The following is a 25182-nucleotide window of genomic DNA, read 5'->3' as shown; positions in this document are numbered from 1 at the left end:
AGAGAGTCAATAAAATAAAAAGAGAGAGAAGAACACTAGCTCAACTCCCTCTCAATACTTAATACCCAATACTCCGTACTAAAGAATAAACTCGCTCAAGTCTTTATTCTGTACCAGACCATTTAACCTTTCCTGTACCATTTCTTTGGTAATTAACACTTTAGCATTGGGCGGTATTTGCTCGGGAATGTCGAAGAGAATATCGTTGAGCAACTTGCTCATTACCGTATGAAGTCTTCTGGCGCCAATATTCTCCACTTCGGCATTGATATGAAAAGCTATTCGGGCTATTTCGTGCAGCGCCTCATCGGAGTATTCCAGGCTCACCCCTTCAGAAGCTATCAGGGCCTCATACTGTTTAGTAAGGGCATTCTTTGGTTCTTTCAGAATTTGGTAAAAATCGGCTTCCGTAAGGCTATTTAGTTCTACCCGAATGGGAAATCTTCCCTGAAGTTCCGGAATAAGGTCTGAGGGTTTAGCCACATGAAAAGCCCCCGCAGCTACAAAGAGAATATGGTCGGTGTTAATCACTCCATATTTGGTATTCACAGCACTACCTTCTACAATGGGTAGCAAATCGCGCTGCACACCTTCTCTGCTCACATCGGGGCCACCTCCATTTTTCTTTGAGCCCCCTGCAATTTTATCTATCTCATCGATAAAAATAATACCGGTGTTTTCTGCTTTTTTAATAGCCTCTTCTTTCACCTCATCCATATCAATGAGTTTGGCACTCTCTTCTTCCAGCAGCAGTTTCTTGGCTTCGGCAATAGTCACCTTGCGCTTTTTAGTTCTTTTAGGCAACATATTCTGTAGCATGTCTTGCAGGTTGATCATAGATGCTTCGTCCATACCACCGCCAATCATGCCTATACCATTTCCCTGAGGAGCTTGTACCGAAACCTCAATCTTTCGGTCATCTATTTCACCTGACCGTATTTTTTCTCTGAATCGCTCCCGGGTTCTTTCATTCAACTCCGCATCGCTCATCTTGGAGCTATCTTGCGCTTCTCCCACCTCGGTTGTACTTACTGTTCCCCGATTTCTAACCGGAGGAATGAGGGCATCGAGAATAATATCTTCCACTGCCTGCTCAGCCTTTACTTTTACTTCTTCTTTTTTGGCCTGCTTTACCAGGTTTACAGACTGCTCCACCAGATCACGAACCATGCTCTCTACATCGCGACCCACATAGCCCACTTCGGTAAACTTAGAAGCCTCTACTTTAGCGAATGGCGCATCGGCAATTTTGGCCAACCTTCTGGCAATTTCGGTTTTACCCACCCCGGTTGCCCCAATCATAAGTATGTTGTTAGGCACAATCTCTCGTTGCATGTCGCTTTTCACATGCATTCTGCGCCATCGGTTTCGCAAAGCGATGGCCACGTTTTTCTTAGCCTCTTTTTGTCCGATAATGTATTTATCCAGTTCGGCAACAATTTCCCTTGGGGTTAATAGATTTTGATCAATCATTTGTTTTCTTTTTTAGAAGTTGATTCAGATTTATATTCATCTGAAGCATATTGCTGCCTCCTGCGGCATGATACAGAGCCCTACTATAAGCAAACTCCAATCGTTTGGTATTGAACATAAAACCAAACGAAAACCCTGCCCCACCGCTGGCAGCATTCTGATTTTTTAATTCCTGACGTAATAAGTGATTATACCCTAGCCTAAGCTGAAAATTGGGAGAAAGCAAGAGTTCTGCCCCAAAAACCAAACGCCTGAGTACCTGCTCCGAAAAACCCGGCTCATTGTTCTGCCCAAACAATTGGTTGGTTGAAGGGTCATAGTATACCACATCATCGCGGTTCAGGTTCCGTGCTGTCATCGAAAACCTGAACGGCATATGCTCCGGCTTAAAAGACACTCCAAGTTGTACGTCTAAGGGCAGGCGGCTGTTGTTTTCATCGATATAGTCAGACAGCAGAACTCCCAGATTTCTCACTAAAAAACCAATGGTTAATTGTTTTTCCGGATGCTCAAAGACCCCTCCCATATCGAAGAGCAAGGCACTGGCCGTATAGGACGAAAGATCCGAAACAGCCAACTTTAAATTGGCACCCACAGAAAAGGGCCCAAACTGGTGGGAGTTTCCCACCGACCAAACGTATTCATGCACCCTGAATGAGCCATTGAGAAACCCGGCCTCATCGAAACTCTGGATGTCTCCATAGTTAAAATAGCCCATTTGCAACGCCCAGACACCTGTTTTTTCAAACTCGCCAGCATAACCCACCATTAAGTGGCTGATGTCGGCAAAGTATCCCAACCTTGAAATAACAAGGTGGTTGTCCATGCTTCCGTTTAACAACGCTGGGTTGTAAAGGGCTTGTGAAAGGTCTCCTTTTCCGGAAGTGAGGTTGGTTCCTCCTAAAGCCATGAGCCTGGTATTCCCCGGCACATTGAGATACTCGAAGGCTCTGCTACCACCCAATTGGGCTTGTAAGGGTTCGGCAAAACCCAACACTGACACTATGAAAATAAGCAAACGAAGTTTCATGAATTTAGTATCAGTGCAAAATACGGCTTTATCAGTCTTCTAACACAAACTCTATAGCATTGGCTACTTTTTGATCCAACAGGGCAATCTCAAGCACCTCTTCGGCTTTTTCAACAAAGTGAAACTGCAGCCCTTTGAGGTATTGTTCCCCAATTTCCTGCACATCTTTTTCATTGCGAACAGAAAGAATCACCTCTTTGATACCGGCTCTTCTGGCGGCCAGTATTTTCTCCTTAATTCCACCCACAGGGAGTACATTGCCTTTAAGAGTTATTTCCCCCGTCATGGCCAATTTGCTACGTACCTTACGCTGGGTAAACAATGAAGCAAGAGCTGTGAGCATGGTAATGCCCGCACTCGGGCCATCTTTGGGAACTGCTCCGGCCGGAACATGAACATGCAAATCGTATTTTTCGAACACCCGATAGTCTATACCTAAACTTTCTGCATTGGACTTGAGGTAGCTTATAGCCGCCATGGCAGACTCTTTCATTACATCGCCCAACTGACCGGAAAGGGTTAGCTTTCCTTTCCCTCTGCTAAGGCTAGATTCAATAAAAAGTATTTCGCCCCCTACGGCCGTCCAGGCCAGGCCCGTAACCACTCCTGCGGTGCGGTTGTCCTGATAAATTTCTTTATCGAAACGCCTGCCTCCGAGCACCTTCTCTACAAACTCTATGGTGGCCTTCTTAGGGTAATCTTCTTCCATAGCAATAGACTTAGCCACAGAACGCACCACCGAACCAATTACGCGCTCAAGATTTCGAACTCCGCTTTCGCGGGTATACCCTTCTATAATGAACTGTATGGTTTTCTTATCGAGCGTAAAGTCTTTGGTTTTAAGCCCGTGCTCTTTCTTCTGCTTGGGTACCAAATGCCTTTTGGCAATCTCAATCTTCTCTTCGATGGTATAGCCGGAAACTTCAATTATTTCCATACGATCGCGCAGGGCAGGCTGAATGGTATCGAGAGAATTGGCTGTGGCAATAAAGAGCACTTTTGAAAGGTCGTACTCTACCTCCAGATAGTTATCGACAAACTCACCGTTTTGTTCCGGGTCGAGCACCTCCAACAAAGCTGAAGATGGATCGCCCCTAAAGTTGGAGTTCACCTTATCTATCTCGTCTAGTACAAACACCGGGTTAGAATACCTAGACTTCTTAATATTTTGAATCACCTTTCCGGGCATAGCTCCAACATAGGTTTTTCTATGCCCCCGAATTTCGGCTTCATCGTGCACTCCTCCGAGTGACATTCTGACATATTGTCTACCCAAGGCTTTGGCAATGGAACGCCCCAAAGAGGTTTTGCCCACACCGGGAGGGCCATACAAACAAAGTATAGGACCTTTTAGGTCGTTCTTTAGCTTAAGCACGGCCAGATACTCCAGAATGCGGTCTTTTACTTTCTCTAAACCAAAATGATCATCGTCCAGAATCTTTTTGGCTTTTTTGAGGTCCAGATCATCTTCCGAGTATTCTCCCCAGGGCAGCTCAACCATCATTTCTGCATAGTTCATGGCAATAGGATACTCGGCAGCCATGTGATTCATCCGCAAAATTTTATCGAGCTCCTTGTTGAAGTGAGCAGCAACTTTTTCGGGCCATTTTTTATTTCTTCCTTTTTCGCGCAGGGCTTCTACTTCTCGTTCGGGTCCACCTTCGCCAAGCTCATCTTGCAATACTTTCATTTGCTGTCTTAGAAAGTAATCGCGCTGCTGCTGATCTATATCGGAGTGAACTTTGTTTTGTATTTCACTCTTGAGTTCAAGCATTTGCATTTCTTTCATTAGATACTGCAAAAGCTTAGTGGCCCTTTCTACCCCATCGTTAATCTCCAGCAACACCTGTTTTTCTCTGGCCTCTGCATTGATGTTGGACGAAAGGAAGTGCACCAAAAAACTGGCCTTCTCAATATTTTCCAGCGCCACCTGAGCCTCTTTGGGAATTTCAGGATTAAGCGCCATAATTCGGTTGGCCGTATCTCTGATTGACTGAATAATAGCCTTAACCTCTTTGCTTGGGCGTTTAGGAAAGTTCTCTGTGAGAAACTCTACCTTGGCTTTAAGCACAGGCGACTCAGCCACAAACTCTTTTACTAAAAAGCGTTGCTTACCCTGAACAATAATGGTAGTGTTACCATCGGGCAGTACCAGCATTTTTACAATTTTTGCCACCGTTCCAACCTGGAAAAGGTCGCTACCGACCGGATCGTCTTGCTTGGGGTTTTGCTGGGTTAATACACCAATTATTTTATCGCCCTTATAGGCCTGTTTTACTACCCGAATGGATTTCTGACGCCCAACGGTTATTGGAATTAAGACTCCGGGAAAAAGTACTGTGTTTCTTACAGCCAAAATGGGGAGCTCTTCCGGCAAGGCATCATTTTCTACGGCTTCATCCTCATCGGGGGCTATCATCTGAATTAACTCCCCTCCTTCTTCACTCATTTCTGCAGCCAGGATGGTACCGATCATTTGTCTATCTATTTTCATACGCAAGTGTCAAGATGACACATTATGTCACAATTTTACAGGGCTATAGGGAGTTGCAAGCCCTATGCCAAAGCCTATTTGGCAGCCCTCTGGTTTTTGATTGTTATAAAATGCTGCGTAACTTACTGTTTATTCTTTCACCGACACTCAACTAAGTGTATGCTCATGTATAAACGAGGCCTCCTTCTCTCGCTCGTTATACTTTGTTGTTGTTATTCAGCAGCTCAGGGACAACTATTCGGTAAAAAGAATAAGAAAAACAGGGGTGCCGAAAAGTTGGAACTCAGTTCAGACTCTGTTCATATTGAAATTACTGACCTCATCTTTAAGAATATTAATGGCGACCCGGTTTATCTAAATCCCAAACTACAACGCAAAATTGAAGAACTGGACCAAGCCAAAGATTGGGAGGCGCTTTATCCATTGCTCAAAGAGTATGTATCTAATTTCGGTACTCAAAACTTTGCTCACCAAACCTATTACCTCTGGCGCCTGGCCAAACTCACCGAAATATTCGGGTCTCCTGAACAAGCCAAACCTCTCTACGCACTGGTACTGAAGCACCACCGCAAAGGCCTTGATATTCCTAAAATTCTTGCCCGCTACGACTCCATCAACAAAAACAAAAAGGAGTACTATGTTCCGCTCGACTATTATTATGAGCTGGTTGAATTCAGAAGACAGGTAGACACCCTTATTCCCCCTAGAGGAGTGCTTACCTCTATGGGAGGGCTGGTAAACTCTAACCATGAAGACTACGCGCCCATGGTAACCAAAAACGACTCGGTACTCATATTTACCTCTAAACGCAACTCCGTGAATACGGGAATAAATAAATATGTGAACGAAGATATATTCATTACCAAACTGGAAAATGGTAATTGGGGAAAAGCGCAGATGTTTGAGAAAATAAACTCGCGCTATAATGAAGGTTCGGGCTATCTGACGAGGGATGGAAAAACCCTTTACTTCTCGCGTTGCGAATCGCCCGATGGCCTGGGCAATTGTGATTTATACTCTTCCACTTTTCAGGGAGACACACTCTGGACGGAACCGGAAAACCTGGGTAAACTGGTCAATTCTGATGGTTGGGACTCACACCCCACCTTAAACGTTACGGAGGATACGCTGTATTTTTCATCAGACCGAAGGGGCGGCTTTGGGTTGGCCGACCTGTACTACTCTGCAAAAGACCCTAAGGGCAAATGGGGTCAGGCCAAAAACCTAGGCCCCATAATCAACACCCGAAACAATGAGGTGAGTCCTTTTTTTCACCCCGAACACAACGTACTCTATTTTAGCTCAAATGGGCATTTGCTCAATTTTGGCGATTACGATATTTATAAGAGCTACAAAATTGGAGGAGCCTGGTCGGAGCCCATCAACATTGGCCCCTTGGTGAATGGTAAAGGCACTGAGTTTTATTTTTCCATAGACCAGCAGTCTAACTATATTTACTATGCCCGCTCTGAAGAGGAGAGTATGAAAAATCTGGATCTGTACTCTTTTCCGCTTCCAATGGAAGGGCAGCCTTTGGCCACTACACGCTTTTCGGGAAAAATAAAAACGCTTACGGGTAAGATTCCGCAAAACGCAGTGGTCTCTATTATAGACCTGGACGAAGGCGTAGAGGTGGCTCCTAAGTTTGCACGCGATGATGGTACGTTTGAATTCGACCTGATTAACAATCGAAATTATCTACTCATTGTTCAGGGCGATGAATTTTTTAGGTTGGAAAAGCTCTTCTTTCTCGATGGCGACATGGAATATGAGGGGGTGGTAGAGCGAGTGGCCAGTACCATTGAATTTGCTTCTTTAGAATTTGCCAACGGAAGCGCGGAAATATTACCGCATATGCATGCCGACCTGCAAAAGGTTATTGACTTTCTTATTGATCACCCCACCTTTAACCTGAACATCTCCGGTCATACGGATTCCAGTGGAAATGCAGTACTCAACCTGAAGCTCTCCCAAGAAAGAGCCAATGCCATAAAACGCTATATAGTGAACAAAGGCAACATTCAGGAGAATCGGATTTTTGCCATTGGATACGGCAGCGAAAAACCGATTGTTCCGGAAGAAAAAACCGAGGAAGACAAAAAATTAAACAGGCGGGTAGAATTCGAGATTTATCGTGACCCGCCTAAGAACAATAAGGAATTGGGCTCTACGGGCAACTAAATCCCGAAGATCTTCAAAATATCGTTTCCGAATACAAAGACCATTAGCAAGAGCAAGATAACCATGCCCACCTTTTGTGCTCCTTCAAGAAACTTGTCGGAAGGTGCCGAACCGGAAATCATTTCGTAGAGCAAGAACACCACATGCCCACCATCGAGAGCGGGAATAGGCAGTAGGTTCATAAAGGCCAAAATCATTGAAATAAATCCGGTGGTGTACCAAAACTGGTTCCAATCCCAGGTTTTAGGAAACATATTCACAATACCTATGGGGCCGCTTAACGAGCGAGGGTCTACGTCTCCATCAAACATCTTACCCAGAGCCTTGGCATTGAGTATTACTGCGCCAAAGGCCTTGCTGGCTCCTCTTGGAATAGCTTCTCCCAAGGTATAGTCATCTCTTCTAAAGGGGTTGGTGAGCACAAAGCCAATTTGCCCTCTTTCATCAACCGGCAAATCAAAGGAGAGTTCCTGCCCCCCTCTTTGAACTTGCACCGTTGCCGTTTGCCCCATGAGCGTTTCCAGTTCTGTCCTTAACTCATCGAGGTACTCCACATTGCGGCCATTGATGCCCACAATTCTATCGCCCTTTTGTAAGGGAATGTCGAACCCTTCCTGAAGAGCTTCTACTTCTATTGGCCTTCTGGGAACAATAAAGTTTATCTCAAAGGTATCATCGTTGAGCTTGTTGATAAAGCCACTTGGCACGGGTAAGTCTATAACTTCTCCGTTACGTTCGATGGTCCAGAAAGCTCCGGAAGCCAGAAGAGTTTCTCCGCTCCATATATCTGAAACCCGGTCATAATCTTCGCCATTTACTTTGAGCACCTTATCGCCCGTTTGAAAACCAACCTCCTGAGCAATCTCTCCGGCTACAATACCCTGCTCTTTGGTAAGCTCGGCCGGTAGGTAAGTTTCTCCCAGATTATAGGTAAGAATAATAAAAGCTATTACTCCGGCAATCACATTGACAATAATACCTCCTAGCATAACAATAAGCCTTTGCCAGGCAGGCTTAGATCTAAACTCCCAGGGCTGCGGAGGCTGAGCCATTTGCTCTTTGTCCAGAGACTCATCGATCATTCCTGAAATTTTGACAAACCCTCCCAGGGGTATAGCTCCCAGGCCGTACTCAGTTTCTCCCTTTTTAAAAGAAAAAAGGGTGGGCGGAAACCCTATAAAGAACTTCTCCACCTTCATTCCAAACATTTTAGCGGTAAGCATGTGCCCCGCTTCGTGTATCCCTACTAATATTGATAACGCCAGCAAGAGCTGTGCGACTTGAACTATGGTTTCCATTAATATTTAAGTGCTTTTGCTAATTCTCTAGTTTCCAAGTCCGAGTGGACGTAATCTTCATACGAAGGCTTTTCTATAAAAGATACCTTGTGCATGCAGTCTGCAATCAAGTCAGACATTTCCAAAAAGCCAATATCATCATTCAAAAACTTCTCAACAGCCACCTCATTTGCCGCATTAAGTATGCATGGCATGTTTCCTCCTTTGTTCATGGCATCATAGGCGAGTTGTAAATTTCTGAATGTTTCTATATCGGGCTGCTCAAAGGTGAGCTGAGGATAATCCAAAAAGTTAAACCTGGGAAAATCTGAACTCAGACGCTGCGGATAGGCCAGGGCATACTGTATGGGCAGCTTCATATCGGGCAATCCCATTTGTGCCTTCATACTTCCGTCTTTGAACTGCACCAGCGAATGAACAATGGATTGTGGGTGTACAATCACTTCAATCTGCCGGGCCGACAGTGCAAACAACCATTTGGCCTCTATAACCTCCAGCCCTTTGTTCATAAGGCTGGCCGAATCGATGGTGATTTTGGCCCCCATGTCCCAATTGGGATGTTTCAAGGCCTGGGCTTTTGTAACACGAGCCAACTTATCTTTATCAAATCCTCTAAAAGGCCCTCCCGATGCGGTAAGTACAATTTTTTCAATTGGGTTATGAAATTCCCCCACAAGGCATTGAAAAATAGCCGAATGTTCGGAGTCTACAGGATAAATATTCACAGCATTTTCCCGGGCCAGAGAGGTTATCAGATCTCCGGCCACAACCAAAGTTTCTTTATTAGCCAGCGCTATGTGCTTCTTAGCTTCGATGGCAGCAATAGTAGGTTTCAACCCGGCATATCCCACCAGAGCGGTCAGCACCATATCAATTGTATCCATTTGCACTACAGAGCAAAGGGCAGCCGTTCCGGCATATACCTTTATATCCAAAGGATCCAGAGCGGCAAAAACATGGTCATACAGCTCTTCATTTCCAATAACCACCACATTGGGGTTAAACCTCTGAGCCTGCTCAATAAGCAATTGTGCATTGGAGCCTGCCGTGAGTACCTCCACCTCAAACTGATCCGGATGGTTGGCAATTACCTCAAGGGCCTGTGTCCCAATTGATCCTGTTGAACCTAAAAGGGCTATGTGCTTTTTTGCTGAAGTCAAGGAGAAGTATTTAAATCTTAAAGACTGCCAAGGCCGGCAAAAGTTTGATAAGTGCCTGAGCAGCCCTGCAAATTTATGCCTTTTTCAAAGTGAACCAAACCCACCTAACCTGCCGACCAACATATGGGGTTGCTTAGTAGTTAATGTGTTAACCATAATTAACACAATGCAGAAATCCTTACTAATGTGGCTACGTATTTTTGATGTGTGGAAGGCAAAACGTACAAAATGACAGTCCCGTAAGGCATTGCACGTTTTTTGTCTGTCCGTTCAAATAAGCACACCCAACGGTATTGAATTACCCTGAGCCTATTGGTTCGAGTTCAAAAACAAAGCAGAAACCCATGAAAACTAATTTTAGAATAGTACTCATAGCATTTCTCAGTGGCCTTGGAGGAGCTTACCTCTACCAGCAGGTAGTTCAGCCAACTCCGGTTACCGAAATTATTAGAGAAGTTCCGACCTATCAGCGCGCCAACAACTTTAGCAACTATAACGATGAAAGCAACGCTGCGCTTCCTGTAGACTTTCGAAGAGCGGCCGAAAAAAGTGTACACAGTGTGGTTTATATTAAGAACCTGCAACGCAGCCGGAGAAGCCTTTCTTTCTTAGACTACTTCTACGGACGCGAAGTACCCAGCAATGAGGTAGCCATTGGTAGTGGCTCTGGGGTAATCTATTCGGAAGACGGTTACATTATCACCAACAACCACGTAATAAAAGGGGCCGATGAAATAGAAGTACAACATGAAAAACGAACCTATAGAGCCACTCTGGTGGGCACCGATCCTGACATGGATATTGCTGTACTGAAAATAGAGGCAAACAACCTTCCGGCAATCAATATTGCCAAAAGCAGCACGGTAAAAGTAGGCGATTGGGTGTTGGCTGTAGGAAACCCTTTTAACCTCACCTCTACCGTTACAGCCGGTATTGTAAGTGCCCTTGGCGGAGAAGCGAATGCTCTGCGCGAAAACTTCCCCATTGAGCAATACATTCAAACCGATGCTGCCATTAATCCCGGTAACTCCGGAGGTGCTCTGGTAGACATTAACGGCAACCTGATAGGCATTAACACTTCTATTATTTCTCGTACCGGTTCTTATGCAGGCTACGGCTTTGCTGTACCCTCAGACATTGTGGTAAAGATTGTAGAAGACCTCAAAAAGTATAAGGTGGTTCAAAAAGCATTTACCGGTGCCGAAGTGTTGGATATTGATGAAAATCTGGCCAAAAAAGCAGGCATTAAAAACCTGAATGGCGTATTGGTAGAGAGCATTAGAAGACAGGGCGCGGCCGACAATGCCGGGCTGGAGCCTGGCGATGTGATTAAACGCATTGATGGCAAAAATATCAGCAGTAAATCCAGCTATGATGAGGTAATCGGATCCAGATCACCTGGCGATAAAATCACTGTACAATACGAACGCAACGGCCGACTGTTTGAGACTGAACTGGTGTTGGAAAACGTTTACGGAAACACCGAAATTTTGGGCGAAGAAGCCTTAGACAAAGACGATATTTATTTCTCTAACTATCTGGGGGCAGAGCTACGCAAATTAACACCTGGCGAGAAACAACGCATGGGGCTCAAAATTGGGGTTGTAGTTAGTAAAATAGATAAGGAACGAGGTTTTATGCGCAGACTGGACCTGGAAGAAGGCGATGTGATTTTGGCCATAAACAGAAGAGGAGCGCAAGACCCTGAAGCTGTAGCCAAGTACATTCAAAACTACTACGGTCGAATTTACTTTGAGATAATCGATAAGAGCGGAACACAACGCACCTTAACCTACCGATTTCAATAAACTTGAGTAGGTTACCAAAGCCTATCTGAAAGACCATGCCGGGTGGTACCTCTTCCCGGAGGAGAACCCTTAAGAGGGGACAAAACCTCCCGATGGGTAGAAACACTCTACAGAGTTAGCTCTTGAGATAGGCTTTGGGTTTTAACTACCACCCCTAACTGGTCATGTTTAGGCATTTGGATTTAGTCATCCATTCAAAAGCGCACGAGTAGCTCCACTCCTCCGGCCAATCATTCTTCCGCAATAATATTCTTAAACTCCTTTCTATAAGCTGAAGGACTCTTGCCGGTAAAGGATTTGAACGATTTATTGAAGTGCGAGAAGTTGTTAAACCCACTTTCAAAACTCACCTCTGTAATGGACAGGGAGGTTTCGGCCAACAGCTTTGACGCATGAACCACCCTATACTCGTTGACAAACTGCGTAAAAGTTTTGCGTGATATCTTCTTGAAGTAACGGCAAAAAGCCGGAACCGTCATATTCACCTTATCGGCTATCTGATCTAGAGAGATATGCTCCTTAAAGTGCGAGCGAATGAAACTGTAAATATCATTCATTCGGTCGTTGTCTTTCGTGTCAACCGCCATAGCTACCCCCTCTGCATTCAGTACAGTATATTCTTTGGACTGCGCCAGGTCATTCAGAATCTCAATAAGCCCTAAAAGGCGGCCAAATTGGCCCGCGAAAGCCAGCGACTCAATCTTTTTGCCTACCTGCTCTTTGGTGCTTCCATAAAAGGCAATTCCCTTTTTCGCCAACTCCAACAATTGCTTCACACCGTTCATTTCGGGAATATCAAAAAAAGACTCTCCCAGAAAATCTTGCTTAAACTGAACCACTGTTTCAGAACTATTGCCTGTAAGCCTGTCAGTAAAACCATAGTGAGGCAAATAAGCCCCCATAAGAATAAGATCTCCATCATTGAAGTAAGAGAGGTGCTTACCAATATGCCGTTTGCCGGTACCTCCCTGAACGTAAACCAGTTCTACTTCCGGATGAAAGTGCCAATTGGCCAAAATATTTTCGCACGATTGAGAGTAGCGCCTTACCAGAAAGCTGCTCCCAACGGTGGGTACTATTTGCTCCAGTGCCGGTTTGTTAAGCATAAGTTAGTATTAATGAACAAGCTAATAAGACAAAAATACTCCATAGAGTTCCTCAACACCTCCACAAAATTAGCTCTATTATATGCTATACTATCTAAATAAGCGAAACACTTACCCTATTAGGTTAAAATAGCACACAAACTTACAAATCTGGTAGTAGTGAAGGCCTTAGGCCAAACATACCTTTGTACTCGTAATTGGTTTAAAACAGAAAACAATTAGCACTATGAAAACAATAAGAAAAGCAATGTTGACACTTGCGATAGTCGCAACATCAACTTTTGTAATGGCTAATGACAAACCAAAAGTGAAGGTTGAAAATGTTGGTGCCAAAACAGTGGCCGTAGTAGCCTTTGGTCTGGGCAATGCCAACACCGGAATCCAGCTTAGAAACGAACAAGGTAAAGCACTCTATAAAGAATCAGTAAAATCGGGAGAACACTTTGCCAAAAGACTGGAACTAGCAGCCATCGCTAATGGGGAGTACATTCTAGAAATTGAAAGCGCAGATAGCTTTACCGCCATTCCGGTGGTACTTACCTCTGACTCAGCCTTGGTTAAAACAGCCGATCAGGTAACCATTGTCAAGCCTAAGCTGGCCATGAATGGAGACAAGCTGGATGTAATTATTGCCGATGAATTTACAGATGAAATATGGGTTTCCATATTTGATGTAGATTCCAATCGGTTGGCCTTTGAACGAATTTCTTCTGAAAACCTGAAACGATTCGATCTTTCAAGGCTTAAGAAGGGAAGCTATACCATTCAAATGACCACCAGAGGCAAAAGATTCATACAATCCGTTTCCCTGGATAAATAGCGCGTAGGGAATGTCGATGAAGGGGGCCAAGGCCCCCTTTTTTCGTTTATATCGGCTACATTTTCTTTTGGTCCGGGGGCATGAGCAAAATTACACCGCAAACTGTAACTTCACAGTCGTTTTAAAGAGCCAATTGATAAACCATATGAAGAGGCAGGACATTTGGTAACGAAGATTAGAAGCAAGAAAATAATTAGGAATAGTACCGGAACAGAGACACTCATAGAAATTGAAGATCTGGTTATAAACTTCAATTGCACAAGACGAGGTGGTGGCATTAAAACTAACCCAATTCGGAAAAGAATTGGATTGGATAGGGCTAACTATTTAGATCACACAGAAGTAAATAGGCAACCTGAGCAACAAGCTGTGTCTTCATAGCGGACTATAGAAGCCATTTGTGAAGACACAAATGGTGGCAAAAATCCCAAACTACCTCTCTGGCGAAATTTATCTGATCTTTTTTGATTTATTTTCCGAGCTGGAAACTGAGATTCGAAAATCTGAAAACTTCAAACACACTCTGGAAATCACTGTAGGGCAACATGACGAGGAGTCGTTTCTGCTACTGAAAACGGAAAACTAGTGAACGGAAGTCCTAAACCAACTTCATTTTCATCTTCTTCTTCAGCTCTTCTATGGCCTGAGCAAATTTTTGGTCGATATCCATCATATCACTCACCGACTGCACCGCATGAATTACCGTGCTGTGGTCTCTTCCGCCAAAGTGGTAGCCAATAGATTTTAAGGAATGGTTGGTGTACTCTTTGCAAAGATACATGGCTACCTGGCGGGCAATTACAATCTCCTTCTTTCGGGTTTTGTCTTTTAGGTCTTCAACACTAATCTGAAAGTATTCGCCCACCGTTTTCTGGATGTAGTCAATACCTACTTCAGACTCTATATCGTGCACAATGTTTTTGAGCGTTTGCTTAGCCAGTTCCAGGTTAATATCGGTCTTGTTGAGCGTAGCATGCGCAATAAGCGAAATAAGCACGCCTTCCAACTCCCTCACATTGGTATCTACCGAGTAGGCCAGGTACTCCACCACATCGTCAGGAATATAAATTCCATCGGACTGCATCTTACGCATAATAATGGCCATCCGGGTTTCAAAATCAGGCATCTGAAGATCGGCCGTAAGCCCCCATTTAAAACGTGAAAGCAAGCGATCTTGCAATCCCTTTAAATCGCGCGGAGCTCTGTCCGAAGACATTATAATTTGCTTACCGTTCTGGTGAAGATGATTGAAAATGTGGAAGAACATTTCCTGAGTTTTCTCCTTTCCGCTAAAAAACTGAACATCGTCTATAATTAGCGTATCTACCTGCAGGTAGTAGTTGGTGAAGCTCTGAATGCTATTGTTCTTAATGGCATCGGTAAACTGGGTTGTAAACTTTTCGGAAGAAACATACAACACAAAGTTGTTTTTGCCCTCTTCACCAATCTTATTACCAATGGCCTGCACCAGGTGAGTTTTACCCAGCCCTACACCACCATAAATCATCAAAGGGTTAAAGGAGGTAATGCCAGGTTTCTCTGCTACCGCTATACCTGCCGAACGTGCCAGTCGGTTGCAGTCGCCCTCTATGTAGTTGTCGAAGCTATAGTTAGGGTTAAGGTTAGAATACCTCGAATTTTTATCCAGCGAAGGCATCTCAAAAGGATTCAGCACTTCGGGCGAGTCAGCCCCTTTACCCCATCCGTTGTTAGCACTTTTGTGCTGTCTTTGATTCGGCAGCGTTACCGCATACGCCTGATTCTTCACGCTTCCGCTGTCTACAATTACAGAATACTCCAGCTTGCCACCGGGGCCCAGCTCATTTTGTATGCATTGCCTCAACAAGTGCACATAGTGCTCTTCCAGGTATTCATAAAAAAACTGACTTGGAACCTGAATGGTAAGCGTGTCGTTCTCAAGCTTTATGGGTCTGATCGGCTCAAACCATGTTTTAAAGCTTTGATCACCCACCTGTCCCCGAATCAGATCGAGGCAGTCATCCCATACAGAAGTTTCGCTTTTCACCATCAACAATTCAAAAATTGACCCTTACTTTGCCAGAGGAGGGGAACAAAAATGAAAAAAAACACAGACAATGGAAAGCCTAAGAACTGTAAGAGGAGAAAATAGTTTTCCCCACTAATCCACACGTTATCCACACTCTTTTCTGTTGATAAGTTGACTAGTCTCTGATAGTCAAGCCCTAACTGCACTCATTTTAGATACCAGAAAGATTTAGGCTCCAAGACGAAAAAACGTATTTTCGCACAAGTAAACCGTAATTTATGGAGAATAGCTTATTCGAGGATTTTTCTAAACATTCCGCTCAAGACTGGATGGCTCAGCTGGAAAAAGATCTGAAAGGCCAACCAACAGATTCGCTTTTGTGGAAAACCGGGGGAGTGAAAGGAAAGCCATTTTACACGGCTGAAGACCTTGATTTCGAAAGGTTTGACTACACTCATTTCAGCCAAAACACCGCCTTACTGGGCGACCGGTTTTGGGTGAATTACCAGCCCGTAGAAGTTGTGCATGAGTCAGAAGCCAATAAAGAGGCGCTAAATGCTTTGGCAGGTGGTGCCAGCGGCATACTCTTCGAGTTGAGCGAAACTCCCGACTACCAGGTATTGCTCAAAGATATAGAACTGAAATACTGCCATGTGGCATTCCATTTTGAGCGTCAAAACCTGGCCCAAACACTCGTTGAAAAATACCGCGAGTACCTGAAAGCTAAAAACATACCACTGGAAGAAACCAACGGCTTTATACATGGCCCGGGAGCACCACTTTTGAGCACAGGTCCTAAGTTGCTGATGGCTATGATGAACAGCGAGAGCGACACTCCTTTAAACCTGGCCCTTACCATAGGCCGATTAATTGATCGGGTAGATGCGCTCACTGAACAAGGACATGGTGTGGAAGATTGCCTTCGTCAGGCAGTACTTCAGGTAAGGTTGAGTAACGACTTCTTTTTAGAAATAGCCAAACTGCGGGCACTCCGCAGACTCTTCAGCACGGTTGCTACAGGCTATGGCCATGAAAGCGCAAGCCCAACCCTTGTTGCAGAAGCCGGCCCCTGGACCGGAGAAGAGGCCGATCCGCATAGTTTTCTGCTGCATGCCACTACACAGGCCATGTCCGCAGTTATTGGAGGAGTTGATGCCTTGTTGGTTAGACCTTTTTATAATGTATTCCCAAGCAAAAAATCACTGGCACAACGCATAGCCAGAAACATCTCTACTATTCTTAGTGAAGAGTCTTACCTGAATAAAATGGTAGATCCGGCTGCCGGCTCCTACTATATAGAACACCTTACAGAAGAACTCTTCCATCAGTCGTTCAATATCTTGCAACAAATAGAGCAAGAGGGTGGAGTGTCTAACCTGAACCTGACTAGTTTTCAACCTAAAACCAGCCGTTAATGAGACCGAAATTAGCACCAGCAACCCCAAAAAATAATCAAAACCATAGCGGCCAAACCTGGAAGTCGGCCGAAGGCATAGAAATACCGGCCAATCCCAACACCTTAAAACCAGAAACACCGGAACATCTGGGTTTCGCAGCCGGTATGCCCCCATACTTAAGAGGCCCCTACAGCTCCATGTATACCGTTAGGCCATGGACCGTAAGACAATATGCCGGTTTTTCTACAGCCGAGGAGTCCAATGCCTTCTACCGAAGAAACCTGGCTGCCGGCCAAAAGGGTCTGTCTGTAGCTTTCGATCTGGCCACACACCGTGGCTATGACTCCGACCACCCGCGCGTGGTGGGCGATGTAGGAAAAGCAGGCGTAGCCATAGACTCCATTCTCGATATGCAGGTGCTTTTCGATCAGATTCCGCTAGACAAAATGTCCGTTTCCATGACCATGAATGGTGCCGTAATTCCAATCATGGCCTTCTATATAGTGGCAGCCGAAGAACAAGGCGTGAATAAAGAGCAACTAAGCGGAACCATTCAAAACGACATTCTCAAGGAGTTCATGGTACGAAACACATACATCTATCCTCCTGCTCCCTCCATGAGAATTATAGGTGATATTTTCGAATACACCTCCCGATACATGCCCAAGTTTAACTCCATCAGCATTTCGGGCTACCACATGCAAGAAGCCGGAGCCACAGCCGATCTGGAACTGGCCTACACCCTGGCCGATGGACTGGAATACCTTAGAACAGGTATCAATGCCGGCTTAGATATCGATGACTTTGCCCCACGGCTATCCTTTTTCTGGGCCATTGGAATGAACCATTTTATGGAAATTGCCAAAATGAGGGCCGGCCGATTGCTTTGGGCCAAACTGGTCAAGCAATTCAACCCAAAAAACCCGAAGTCTATGGCTTTAAGAACGCACTGCCAGACTTCCGGTTGGTCACTTACAGAACAAGATCCGTTCAATAATGTGACCCGGACCTGCGTAGAGGCTATGGCTGCCGCCATGGGTCACACACAATCGTTGCATACCAATGCGCTCGATGAAGCCATTGCCCTACCAACCGATTTTTCGGCTCGCATTGCTCGAAACACACAACTTTTCTTACAAAAAGAAACCGGCATAACCCGGGTTATCGACCCTTGGGGAGGTTCACATCATGTAGAGCACCTCACCGATCGGCTGGTAAAAAAAGCCTGGTCGCTCATTCAGGAGGTTGAAGAAATGGGGGGTATGGCCAAAGCTATAGAGCAAGGCTTGCCCAAGTTAAGAATTGAAGAAGCTGCCGCCCGAAAGCAAGCCAGAATAGACTCTGGGAAAGACGTTATTGTGGGTGTGAACCAATATGCGGTAGAGGAAAAAACAGACATTGAGCTATTAGAGGTAGACAATACGGCTGTATTGAAATCGCAAATAGCCCGATTGGAAAAACTACGCAACGAAAGAAACAACGAAGCTGTTCAAGGCTCATTGAAAGCCCTTACCGAATGTGCACGCTCCGGCCAGGGCAACCTGCTGGAACTAGCTGTAGAAGCAGCCCGCAACAGGGCTTCTCTAGGCGAAATATCCATGGCTATGGAAGAAGTTTTTGGCCGACACAAAGCTGTGACGCAAACAATTTCGGGTGTATATTCGAGTGAAGTGAAAGAAAATGAAGACTTTCTGAAAGCCAGAGCGCTGGCCGATGAATTTGCCGAACTGGATGGACGGAGACCTCGCATTATGGTGGCCAAAATGGGTCAGGACGGCCACGACCGTGGGGCCAAAGTAATTGCGACTAGTTTTGCCGACCTGGGATTCGATGTAGACATAGGCCCGCTTTTCCAGACTCCGGAAGAAGTAGCCTTGCAGGCCGCAGAAAACGATGTACACATTGTGGGGGCCTCCAGCCTGGCCGCAGGTCATAAAACCCTCATTCCGCAGCTAATTAACGAGCTAAAGAGAATAGGAAGAGATGATATAATGGTGATAGCCGGGGGCGTAATTCCGCCAAACGACTATGAGTTTTTATACAATGCCGGAGTAGCAGCCGTATTCGGACCGGGCACCGTTATTGCCAAAGCTGCTCAGGAGATACTCCAAAAACTGATTGAGGAGTGAACAAAGCTTTAGTCTTAGTTGGTCTGGTGGTCTTCCTTAATCTGGGTTGTGAGCAAAAAAGAACCCTCGCCAGTTTTTCCGATGAAGAATTAGAGAAAGTATCTTTTAAAATTGGCACAGCACTAACCCAAAACAAACCGGAAATTCTATCGGCACTCATTGGGCTTTCTCATCTGAAGGACAGTTGTGTTCGGCTGGCTAAGACCAAAGGCTATAATGATTATCAGCTTGAATCCATTGGATTGGAGAATCCGAAAGTACTTAATGATGGTCTAAGAACCACATTAAATTGGCTTTGTTACTATTCTTCCATAGATGGCCGGGTAACGCTTACTTCAAAAGAATTACAGAAAGATTCCTACCGGCTCACCTTCGTGTATACCCACCCGTCCAGTATTTTCGAGGTATTGGAGTTTAAACTCATTACCAACGGATACCAGCTGTTTATTGGCGACATAGACCTTGTACACAGAAATATGCCTCTTTCTAAAATGGCTTTTCAAAGCATTACATCACCCGGCTATTTCGAGCTGCTTTCCGAACTTGCCAAAAACCTGGAAAAAGCATACAATGAAACCAGCATGAACCGATGGGAAAGAGCAGAATATTTCTACAACCGCGTGCCAGAAGAGTTCCTATTTGAACCTCTTTTGGCCGACTACTCCATAGCCTCCACCTCGCTGATTGATCCTGACATGACTCTTAAAGTCTTCAATGAGCTGATAGTTTCGTGCGACAATGAAAAAAGTAAATTATACTGGCGTTTAAGGAAAGAAATATACTTCCATGAAAATGATTCTCTGGAAATCCTGGCCCATCAGTTAGAAAACCTGATAGGTAAAAACAGCATCACAAAGATAATCTCAGAAAAGCTCGATGGAAACTAAAACTACGATCATAGACAAACTGGCCTGGCTAGAGATTGTTGATGGCAAAATTCTGGTTGCCCGCAGTAAAGGGAAAGACACCTTCTATATTCCGGGTGGAAAACGTGAACCGGGCGAATCGGACGATGAAGCCTTAATGAGAGAGATTGAAGAAGAACTGTCGGTTGCCTTGCTTCCCAATTCTTTAGAGTATTATGGTACATTTGAGGCACAAGCCCACGGGAAGCCGGAAGGTGTTGTGGTGCAAATGACCTGCTACTGGGGCAAGTATCAGGGTAAAATTGAGCCCGCCTCGGAAATAGAAGAAATTCGTTGGCTTAACTTTGCCGATAAGCAACTTGTTTCCTGGGTAGACCGTCTCATTTTTGACGATTTGCTGAGCAAAGGGTTATTGAGCTAAATATTAGCCCTTCTGTTTTCAAGATTGCCAAATAAAAGATTTCTTTGTCCCATGCTTGAAAAGCCGTTTGTATGCAATTAATAGAGGTAAAAAATAGAAGCGAAGAACTAGCCTTTTTAGATGTGGCCCGGGAGCTCTATAAAAATGATCCCGAATGGGTTTGCCCTCTGGATACAGACATTGAGGCGGTTTTTAACCCTGAAAAAAACACCTACTATCAGCATGGTGAAGCTACCCGTTGGATTCTTAAAAACAGCTCCGGCAAGCTCATTGGCCGTGTAGCCGCTTTCATCAACGAAAAAAAGGCCAACTATAACAATAAGCGCATTGGCGGCATTGGTTTTTTTGAAAGCATAAACGATGAAACCGCCTCCAAAATGCTGTTAGATGCTGCCATTGGCTGGCTCAAAGAGCGAAAGGTGACTACAGTTGACGGCCCCATTAATTTTGGAGAGAACGACCAGTACTGGGGTCTGTTGGTTGAGGGCTTTACTCAACCATCGTACGGAATGGCCTATAATCATCCGTATTACAAGCAACTTTTGGAAAGCTATGGTTTCCAAAAGAAAATGGAGCAAATCACCAATGAGTTTACCCTGGAGAATGGCCTTAGCCCCCGATTTGTAAAAATTGCGGAATATGTGATGCAGCGTAGGCCTAACCTCGAAATTCGTGAGTTCAAGCCAACTCTAATCGATGGGTTTGCCGAAGACTTCATGAACATATACAACAGCGCCTGGGCAGAGTTCGAAAACTTCACTCCTATTAAAAAGGAGTATGTGATTGAAACCTTCCGAAAAATAAAACCCATAGTAGACCCCGGTCTGGTGCAGTTTGCTTATGTAGATGGTGAACCGGCTGCTTTTGTAATGTGCCTGCCCGATGTAAACCAGATATTCAAAAAGTTCAACGGCAAACTAAACCTCTGGAACAAGCTTCGGTTTGTGTGGCTAAAGAAAACCAAATACATTACCCGGGTACGCGTGGTAGTCATGGGTAGCAAACCCAAGTTTCAGAACATGGGGCTGGAGTCAGTACTTACCTATTGCTGCTTTAAGCACACCATTACCAACACCAATGTCAATGAAATAGAGCTCTCGTGGGTGGGCGATTTCAACGAAAAAATGCTGGCTATTCATAGAGGCCTGGGAGCCAAACCTTCCAAAAAGCACATTACTTATCGGTTAGAGTTGAATTAAAAATCAACTTGTCCCCTTTTAATCCCAGCAGCTCTGCCACAATGATTAGAGCCAGAAGGCCATATTCAACAATTACAACATCCAACCTGTCGACATATTGTCCACCAGAATAGTTGATGTAGGTGAGGAAAATGAGGTACGACCACACTAACGGAAACCGAAACCTGGAGAACACACTTAGCGCCAACAGAGGAAGAACATACCAGGGATGAACCGTTGTGGCAAAAAGCAAATAAAACAACCATACCCAAACCATTTGCCGCGGCCATTGGCCTTTCTTTTTGGCCAAAAGAGAGTAAATCATTATTGAGCCAAGGGTAGCATACATCATCCATTTGCCCGATTTAGCAATAATGTTATGCCCCTCTGTTTCAAACCCATACCACCGGGCCAGGTAGTAAAAGCTGCCATTGAACTCAAATTTTTGATAGTACAGTTGAAGACTTTCCCAAATAGCCCAAACATGAGCCGTATTAATCAATGGCAAAAAGGTCACTGCCAAAGTACCCGTCACAATCAATCCATAGATAACGGTCTTTTTCACACCCAATTTGCGAAGCAACAAAGGCAAGGCAATTAGTGGGATAAATTTGGTGGCTACTGACAGCCCAAAGAAAATGGCTGAAATATGGAGTCTGCCTTTTTCGTAGTGCCAAATGGCCTGTAACAAAAAGAAAATAAGTATTACTTCAAAATGAAGATTGCCACTGAATTCCAGTACCACCAAAGGGTTGAGCACATACAAAAGTCCGTAGTGTTTGGGTAATTTATAATGGGCCAGCAGGCGCTGAATTAGCTTTAGGTTTCCCCAATCGAAAACGAGCAGCACAATGCGCATTACTACTATAGACCAAAATACCGACTGTGGAGAAAACAGAGCGCCAATAAAAAACACCAACTGATTGAGTGGCGGATAAATGCTAAAATACTCTTTGGAATTGAGTTTTTCGTACAAACCCGCATCTACACCCTCCACTCCACGGTTGAGAAAATAATTTGGCAAGTGTTTGTAGGGGTCTTCCAGTGCGGTTAGCAGGCGACCATCCCATATAAACCGATAGACATCGTCTGACAACTTGGGAATGGAAGCAATTAGCAGCAAACGTAACAACATGCCCCAGTAGTAGGCCAGGTCTTCTTCGCCCGGCTCTAGTTTTTTGATTATCAACACTACCGAACCAAAGAAAAGTGTGTAGCCAGCGATCAGTGGTAAAGTGGCTTCTCGAGGCACAAAATACCCCAGATAGATGGTTAGGGCTGCACTGAGAATAAACCCCAGGTTGAGCCAATAATTGTGCTGTCTAGGCATGTCTTGTATGCTGTACCGAATAGTAGAACACCAACAAGAAACCTAAACTAAGCAAGATATGAAAGGGCAGAAGGGCAAAATCGTTGAAATAGAAAGCCAACGCCAGGCCTGCCGAAAAGTAGAGGCTCAGCAAGCCTTCTACCAGAGTAAGAGGGTTTACCTTCCTACTAAAGTATTTATTCCCATGCCAACTGTCTTTGGCCGTCTTTATATTGAATTTCGGAGTTCGGATAAAAGGACTTTTCTTACCGATCAATCCTTCAAAAACAGCTACAGCATTGTGTACTGAAAGTCCCAGAAAAACAGAGAGGAGCATAAACATTTGAGGCACAAACTGTCGCAAGTTTTGCCAAAAACTTACCCCATCGTTCTTAAATCCATTCCAATAAAAAATGACCAAAAACACATAGCCCATCAGGAATATCATGGAAATATTGAGCAGCGTGCCCCAACCATCGGACAGGTTGCGAATAAAAAGCACCGGAACACTAAGCAATGCCGTAATAACAATGCAAATAAACACAGCCGAGTTTAGCAAATGGAAAGCCGCATGAAACTTAGTTCCCCAGGGCAGCGGAGCTTTTAACACTTGCGGAAGCAGCTTTCTGCTTGTTTCAGCAGCCCCTTTGGTCCAGCGGTATTGCTGTGATTTTATGGCCCCCATAGCGGCAGGCAATTCGGCCGGAGCTACAATTTCGGGGGTATAGAATATTTTCCATCCTTTGAGTTGAGCCCTGTAGCTTAAGTCCAGGTCTTCTGTCAGTGTATCGGCTTTCCAGCCTCCTGCATCTTCAATACAGGTCTTTCGCCAAACGCCTGCAGTACCGTTGAAGTTGAGAAAGTGCCCGCCCTGAAATCGGCCGTTCTGTTCTACCCGAAAATGAGTATTGAGCCCAAAGGCTTGCAGACGAGTAAGCAACGAATACTTTTCATTGATGTGCCCCCAACGTGTTTGCACTACCCCAATATCTTTGGATTGATTAAAGTGTGGCACCGAGCCTTTCAGAAAATCGGGTTGAGGCACAAAGTCGGCATCGAAAATGGCGATAAACTCACCTTTGGCACGGGCCATTCCATATTGCAATGCACCTGCTTTAAAGCCTTTACGCTCCGGACGTCTAACGTGCTCAATGGCTACCCCTTGCTGCTGCCAGTGGCTTACTTTCCGGGCAATAAGCTCAACGGTTTCATCGTCAGAATCGTCCAACACCTGAATTTCAAGGCGCTCTTTCGGCCAGTCGAATCGGGCAACGGCATCGATAAGACGCTCCACCACATACAGCTCATTATACACTGGCAGCTGCACCGTAACCATGGGGTACTCATAGTCAGGACCAACGGTAGCCGGTTGCTTTATTTGACCCTTTTTAACTGCTTTTTTGTAATGATACACCAGGCTTAACTGCGATATACTGTAGGCAAAGATGAACAGCAGCGCCCCTGTGTAAAGTGTCATTATCAGTAGTTCCAGCCAGTACATTACAAATACTTAAATATGGTATATAAAATTTTATAACCTGCCATAACAGTGCCCTTCACAGTACCCGACACTTTGCTAACCCCTATTCTCCTTTTATAGTTTACAGGCACCTCTGTACAGCGTAGGCCCTGCTGAGCAGCTTTCAGTTGCATTTCAACCGTCCAGCCATAATTTCTATCCGTCATATTCAAGGCCATAAGACGCTTGTACTTAATGGCTCTAAAAGGCCCCAAGTCAGTAAAACGAACTCCATAGAACCATCGCAAAAGAGTGGTGGCCAACCAGTTACCAAACACCTGTGGGAAAGTCATCGATCCGGACTCTCGTGTACCCAAGGCTCGGGAACCAATCACCATATCGAAATTATCCTCTATAATTGGGTGCACCAGTTCGGGTAATTGTCCGGGGTAGTCTGAATAATCGCCATCAATAAACACTACAATATCTGTTGTATCATTCAGGCCTTTCAGATATTCCAGTCCCTTTAAACAGGCGTTTCCATAACCCGGGGTCATTTCATTCAATACAGTGGCTCCGGCCTGCCGGGCTACTTCCACCGTATTGTCGGTAGAAGCATTATTCACCACAATTACCTCCTTAACCATGGGCTTGGGAATATCCCTTACCACCAGCGCAATAGATTTTTCTTCATTAAATGCCGGTATAATAACCCTGATGTTCAACAACTCCCTTTTCAAAACAAAGCGCAAAGCTATGAAATATCAACTTCATCAAAGCCAAACACCTTGCTCGAAGTTCCATCTTTGACCAATTAGCTCTCCAGTTGTCAGCTATCAAACACTTTAGAAGGCAAGCCACCAGCCCGTCACTATATATCCTGAGGAGACGGCTACCAGATTCAGCGGATTCAGACAATTTACCACATACATTAAAATAACCTGAGTTCGATGTAAGTAAGTAGTAAAATATCCCCTCTTAGGAGGTCATTGCGGAATATTCCTCTGAAAACGTCACATAGACAAAGGAAAATATCCGCAATCTC

The 25182-nt window shown here is 44.8% G+C and carries 19 protein-coding genes; 9 read left to right on the top strand and 10 right to left on the bottom strand.

Translation table 11 applies throughout. The annotated features are described in order from the left end of the window. Positions 1-78 precede the first annotated feature (78 nt). From hslU to lon, 3 genes are read right to left on the bottom strand one after another with little or no spacing between them, the layout of a single operon-like run. Positions 79-1473: an ATP-dependent protease ATPase subunit HslU gene (gene hslU / locus B3O12_RS11855; protein WP_286756432.1), complete on the bottom strand. Its 1395-nt coding sequence runs from the start codon at positions 1471-1473 to the stop codon at positions 79-81. Then, positions 1466-2503, bottom strand: a complete 1038-nt coding sequence (porQ, locus tag B3O12_RS11850) for a type IX secretion system protein PorQ (protein WP_286756431.1) — start codon at positions 2501-2503, stop codon at positions 1466-1468. Before porQ ends, hslU begins: the two co-directional genes overlap by 8 nt. 31 nt (positions 2504-2534) lie before the next feature. Further along, complete coding sequence (gene lon, locus B3O12_RS11845; RefSeq protein WP_286756430.1) at positions 2535-4997, bottom strand: endopeptidase La; 2463 nt, start codon at positions 4995-4997, stop codon at positions 2535-2537. A gap of 165 nt (positions 4998-5162) precedes the next feature. On the opposite strand from lon, the gene B3O12_RS11840 reads away from it, so the two are divergent. Further along, on the top strand, positions 5163-7178 hold the full coding sequence (locus tag B3O12_RS11840; protein ID WP_189628365.1) for an OmpA family protein: 2016 nt from the start codon (positions 5163-5165) through the stop codon (positions 7176-7178). Here B3O12_RS11840 and rseP read toward each other — a convergent pair. Both rseP and B3O12_RS11830 read right to left on the bottom strand, forming a co-directional pair. Then, positions 7175-8476, bottom strand: a complete 1302-nt coding sequence (gene rseP / locus B3O12_RS11835) for an RIP metalloprotease RseP (protein WP_189628366.1) — start codon at positions 8474-8476, stop codon at positions 7175-7177. The genes B3O12_RS11840 and rseP overlap by 4 nt on opposite strands. Further along, positions 8476-9636, bottom strand: coding sequence for a 1-deoxy-D-xylulose-5-phosphate reductoisomerase (locus tag B3O12_RS11830; protein ID WP_286756427.1), 1161 nt, complete (start codon positions 9634-9636; stop codon positions 8476-8478). Before B3O12_RS11830 ends, rseP begins: the two co-directional genes overlap by 1 nt. A 344-nt stretch (positions 9637-9980) precedes the next feature. Here B3O12_RS11830 and B3O12_RS11825 point away from each other — a divergent pair, with 344 nt between their 5' ends. Continuing rightward, positions 9981-11444, top strand: a complete 1464-nt coding sequence (locus tag B3O12_RS11825) for a S1C family serine protease (protein WP_189628368.1) — start codon at positions 9981-9983, stop codon at positions 11442-11444. A 230-nt stretch (positions 11445-11674) separates the two neighbouring features. On the opposite strand, the gene B3O12_RS11820 is transcribed toward B3O12_RS11825, so the two are convergent. Next, positions 11675-12550, bottom strand: coding sequence for an AraC family transcriptional regulator (locus B3O12_RS11820; protein WP_286744420.1), 876 nt, complete (start codon positions 12548-12550; stop codon positions 11675-11677). Between the two features lie 226 nt (positions 12551-12776). Here B3O12_RS11820 and B3O12_RS11815 point away from each other — a divergent pair, with 226 nt between their 5' ends. Both B3O12_RS11815 and B3O12_RS11810 read left to right on the top strand, forming a co-directional pair. Further along, on the top strand, positions 12777-13370 hold the full coding sequence (locus B3O12_RS11815) for a hypothetical protein (RefSeq protein ID WP_189628370.1): 594 nt from the start codon (positions 12777-12779) through the stop codon (positions 13368-13370). Positions 13371-13770: 400 nt separating this feature from the next. Next, complete coding sequence (locus tag B3O12_RS11810) at positions 13771-13956, top strand: hypothetical protein (protein WP_286756426.1); 186 nt, start codon at positions 13771-13773, stop codon at positions 13954-13956. Positions 13957-13968: 12 nt separating this feature from the next. Here the strand turns inward: B3O12_RS11810 and dnaA are convergent, their stop codons facing one another. Then, the gene (gene dnaA, locus B3O12_RS11805) at positions 13969-15399 is read right to left on the bottom strand and encodes a chromosomal replication initiator protein DnaA (RefSeq protein ID WP_189628371.1); all 1431 of its coding nucleotides are present in this window, start codon (positions 15397-15399) and stop codon (positions 13969-13971) included. Positions 15400-15656: 257 nt separating this feature from the next. Between dnaA and B3O12_RS11800 the strand changes: the two genes are divergently transcribed. From B3O12_RS11800 to B3O12_RS11780, 5 genes are all read left to right on the top strand, one after another. Next, positions 15657-16793: a methylmalonyl-CoA mutase family protein gene (locus B3O12_RS11800; protein WP_286756425.1), complete on the top strand. Its 1137-nt coding sequence runs from the start codon at positions 15657-15659 to the stop codon at positions 16791-16793. Beyond that, positions 16793-18904, top strand: coding sequence for a methylmalonyl-CoA mutase (gene scpA, locus B3O12_RS11795; protein ID WP_286745053.1), 2112 nt, complete (start codon positions 16793-16795; stop codon positions 18902-18904). The genes B3O12_RS11800 and scpA overlap by 1 nt, the downstream gene beginning before the upstream one ends. Then, on the top strand, positions 18901-19791 hold the full coding sequence (locus tag B3O12_RS11790) for a hypothetical protein (protein ID WP_286756424.1): 891 nt from the start codon (positions 18901-18903) through the stop codon (positions 19789-19791). Before scpA ends, B3O12_RS11790 begins: the two co-directional genes overlap by 4 nt. After that, positions 19781-20191: an NUDIX hydrolase gene (locus tag B3O12_RS11785; protein WP_286745050.1), complete on the top strand. Its 411-nt coding sequence runs from the start codon at positions 19781-19783 to the stop codon at positions 20189-20191. The genes B3O12_RS11790 and B3O12_RS11785 overlap by 11 nt, the downstream gene beginning before the upstream one ends. A gap of 71 nt (positions 20192-20262) precedes the next feature. Beyond that, positions 20263-21390, top strand: coding sequence for a hypothetical protein (locus B3O12_RS11780; protein WP_286756423.1), 1128 nt, complete (start codon positions 20263-20265; stop codon positions 21388-21390). On the opposite strand, the gene B3O12_RS11775 is transcribed toward B3O12_RS11780, so the two are convergent. From B3O12_RS11775 to B3O12_RS11765, 3 genes are read right to left on the bottom strand one after another with little or no spacing between them, the layout of a single operon-like run. Continuing rightward, entirely contained in the window at positions 21365-22699 is a 1335-nt protein-coding gene (locus B3O12_RS11775) for a hypothetical protein (RefSeq protein ID WP_286756422.1), read from the bottom strand. The genes B3O12_RS11780 and B3O12_RS11775 overlap by 26 nt on opposite strands. Next, on the bottom strand, positions 22692-24155 hold the full coding sequence (locus tag B3O12_RS11770; protein ID WP_286756421.1) for a cellulose synthase family protein: 1464 nt from the start codon (positions 24153-24155) through the stop codon (positions 22692-22694). The genes B3O12_RS11775 and B3O12_RS11770 overlap by 8 nt, the downstream gene beginning before the upstream one ends. A gap of 23 nt (positions 24156-24178) precedes the next feature. Then, complete coding sequence (locus B3O12_RS11765; RefSeq protein WP_286756420.1) at positions 24179-24862, bottom strand: glycosyltransferase family 2 protein; 684 nt, start codon at positions 24860-24862, stop codon at positions 24179-24181. Positions 24863-25182: the final 320 nt, after the last annotated feature.

Source organism: Roseivirga sp. UBA838 (assembly GCF_002296035.1).
Taxonomy (GTDB): domain Bacteria; phylum Bacteroidota; class Bacteroidia; order Cytophagales; family Cyclobacteriaceae; genus Roseivirga; species Roseivirga thermotolerans.
Note: the sequence above shows the minus strand (reverse complement) of the source record. Positions and strands in the feature narration are given on the sequence as shown.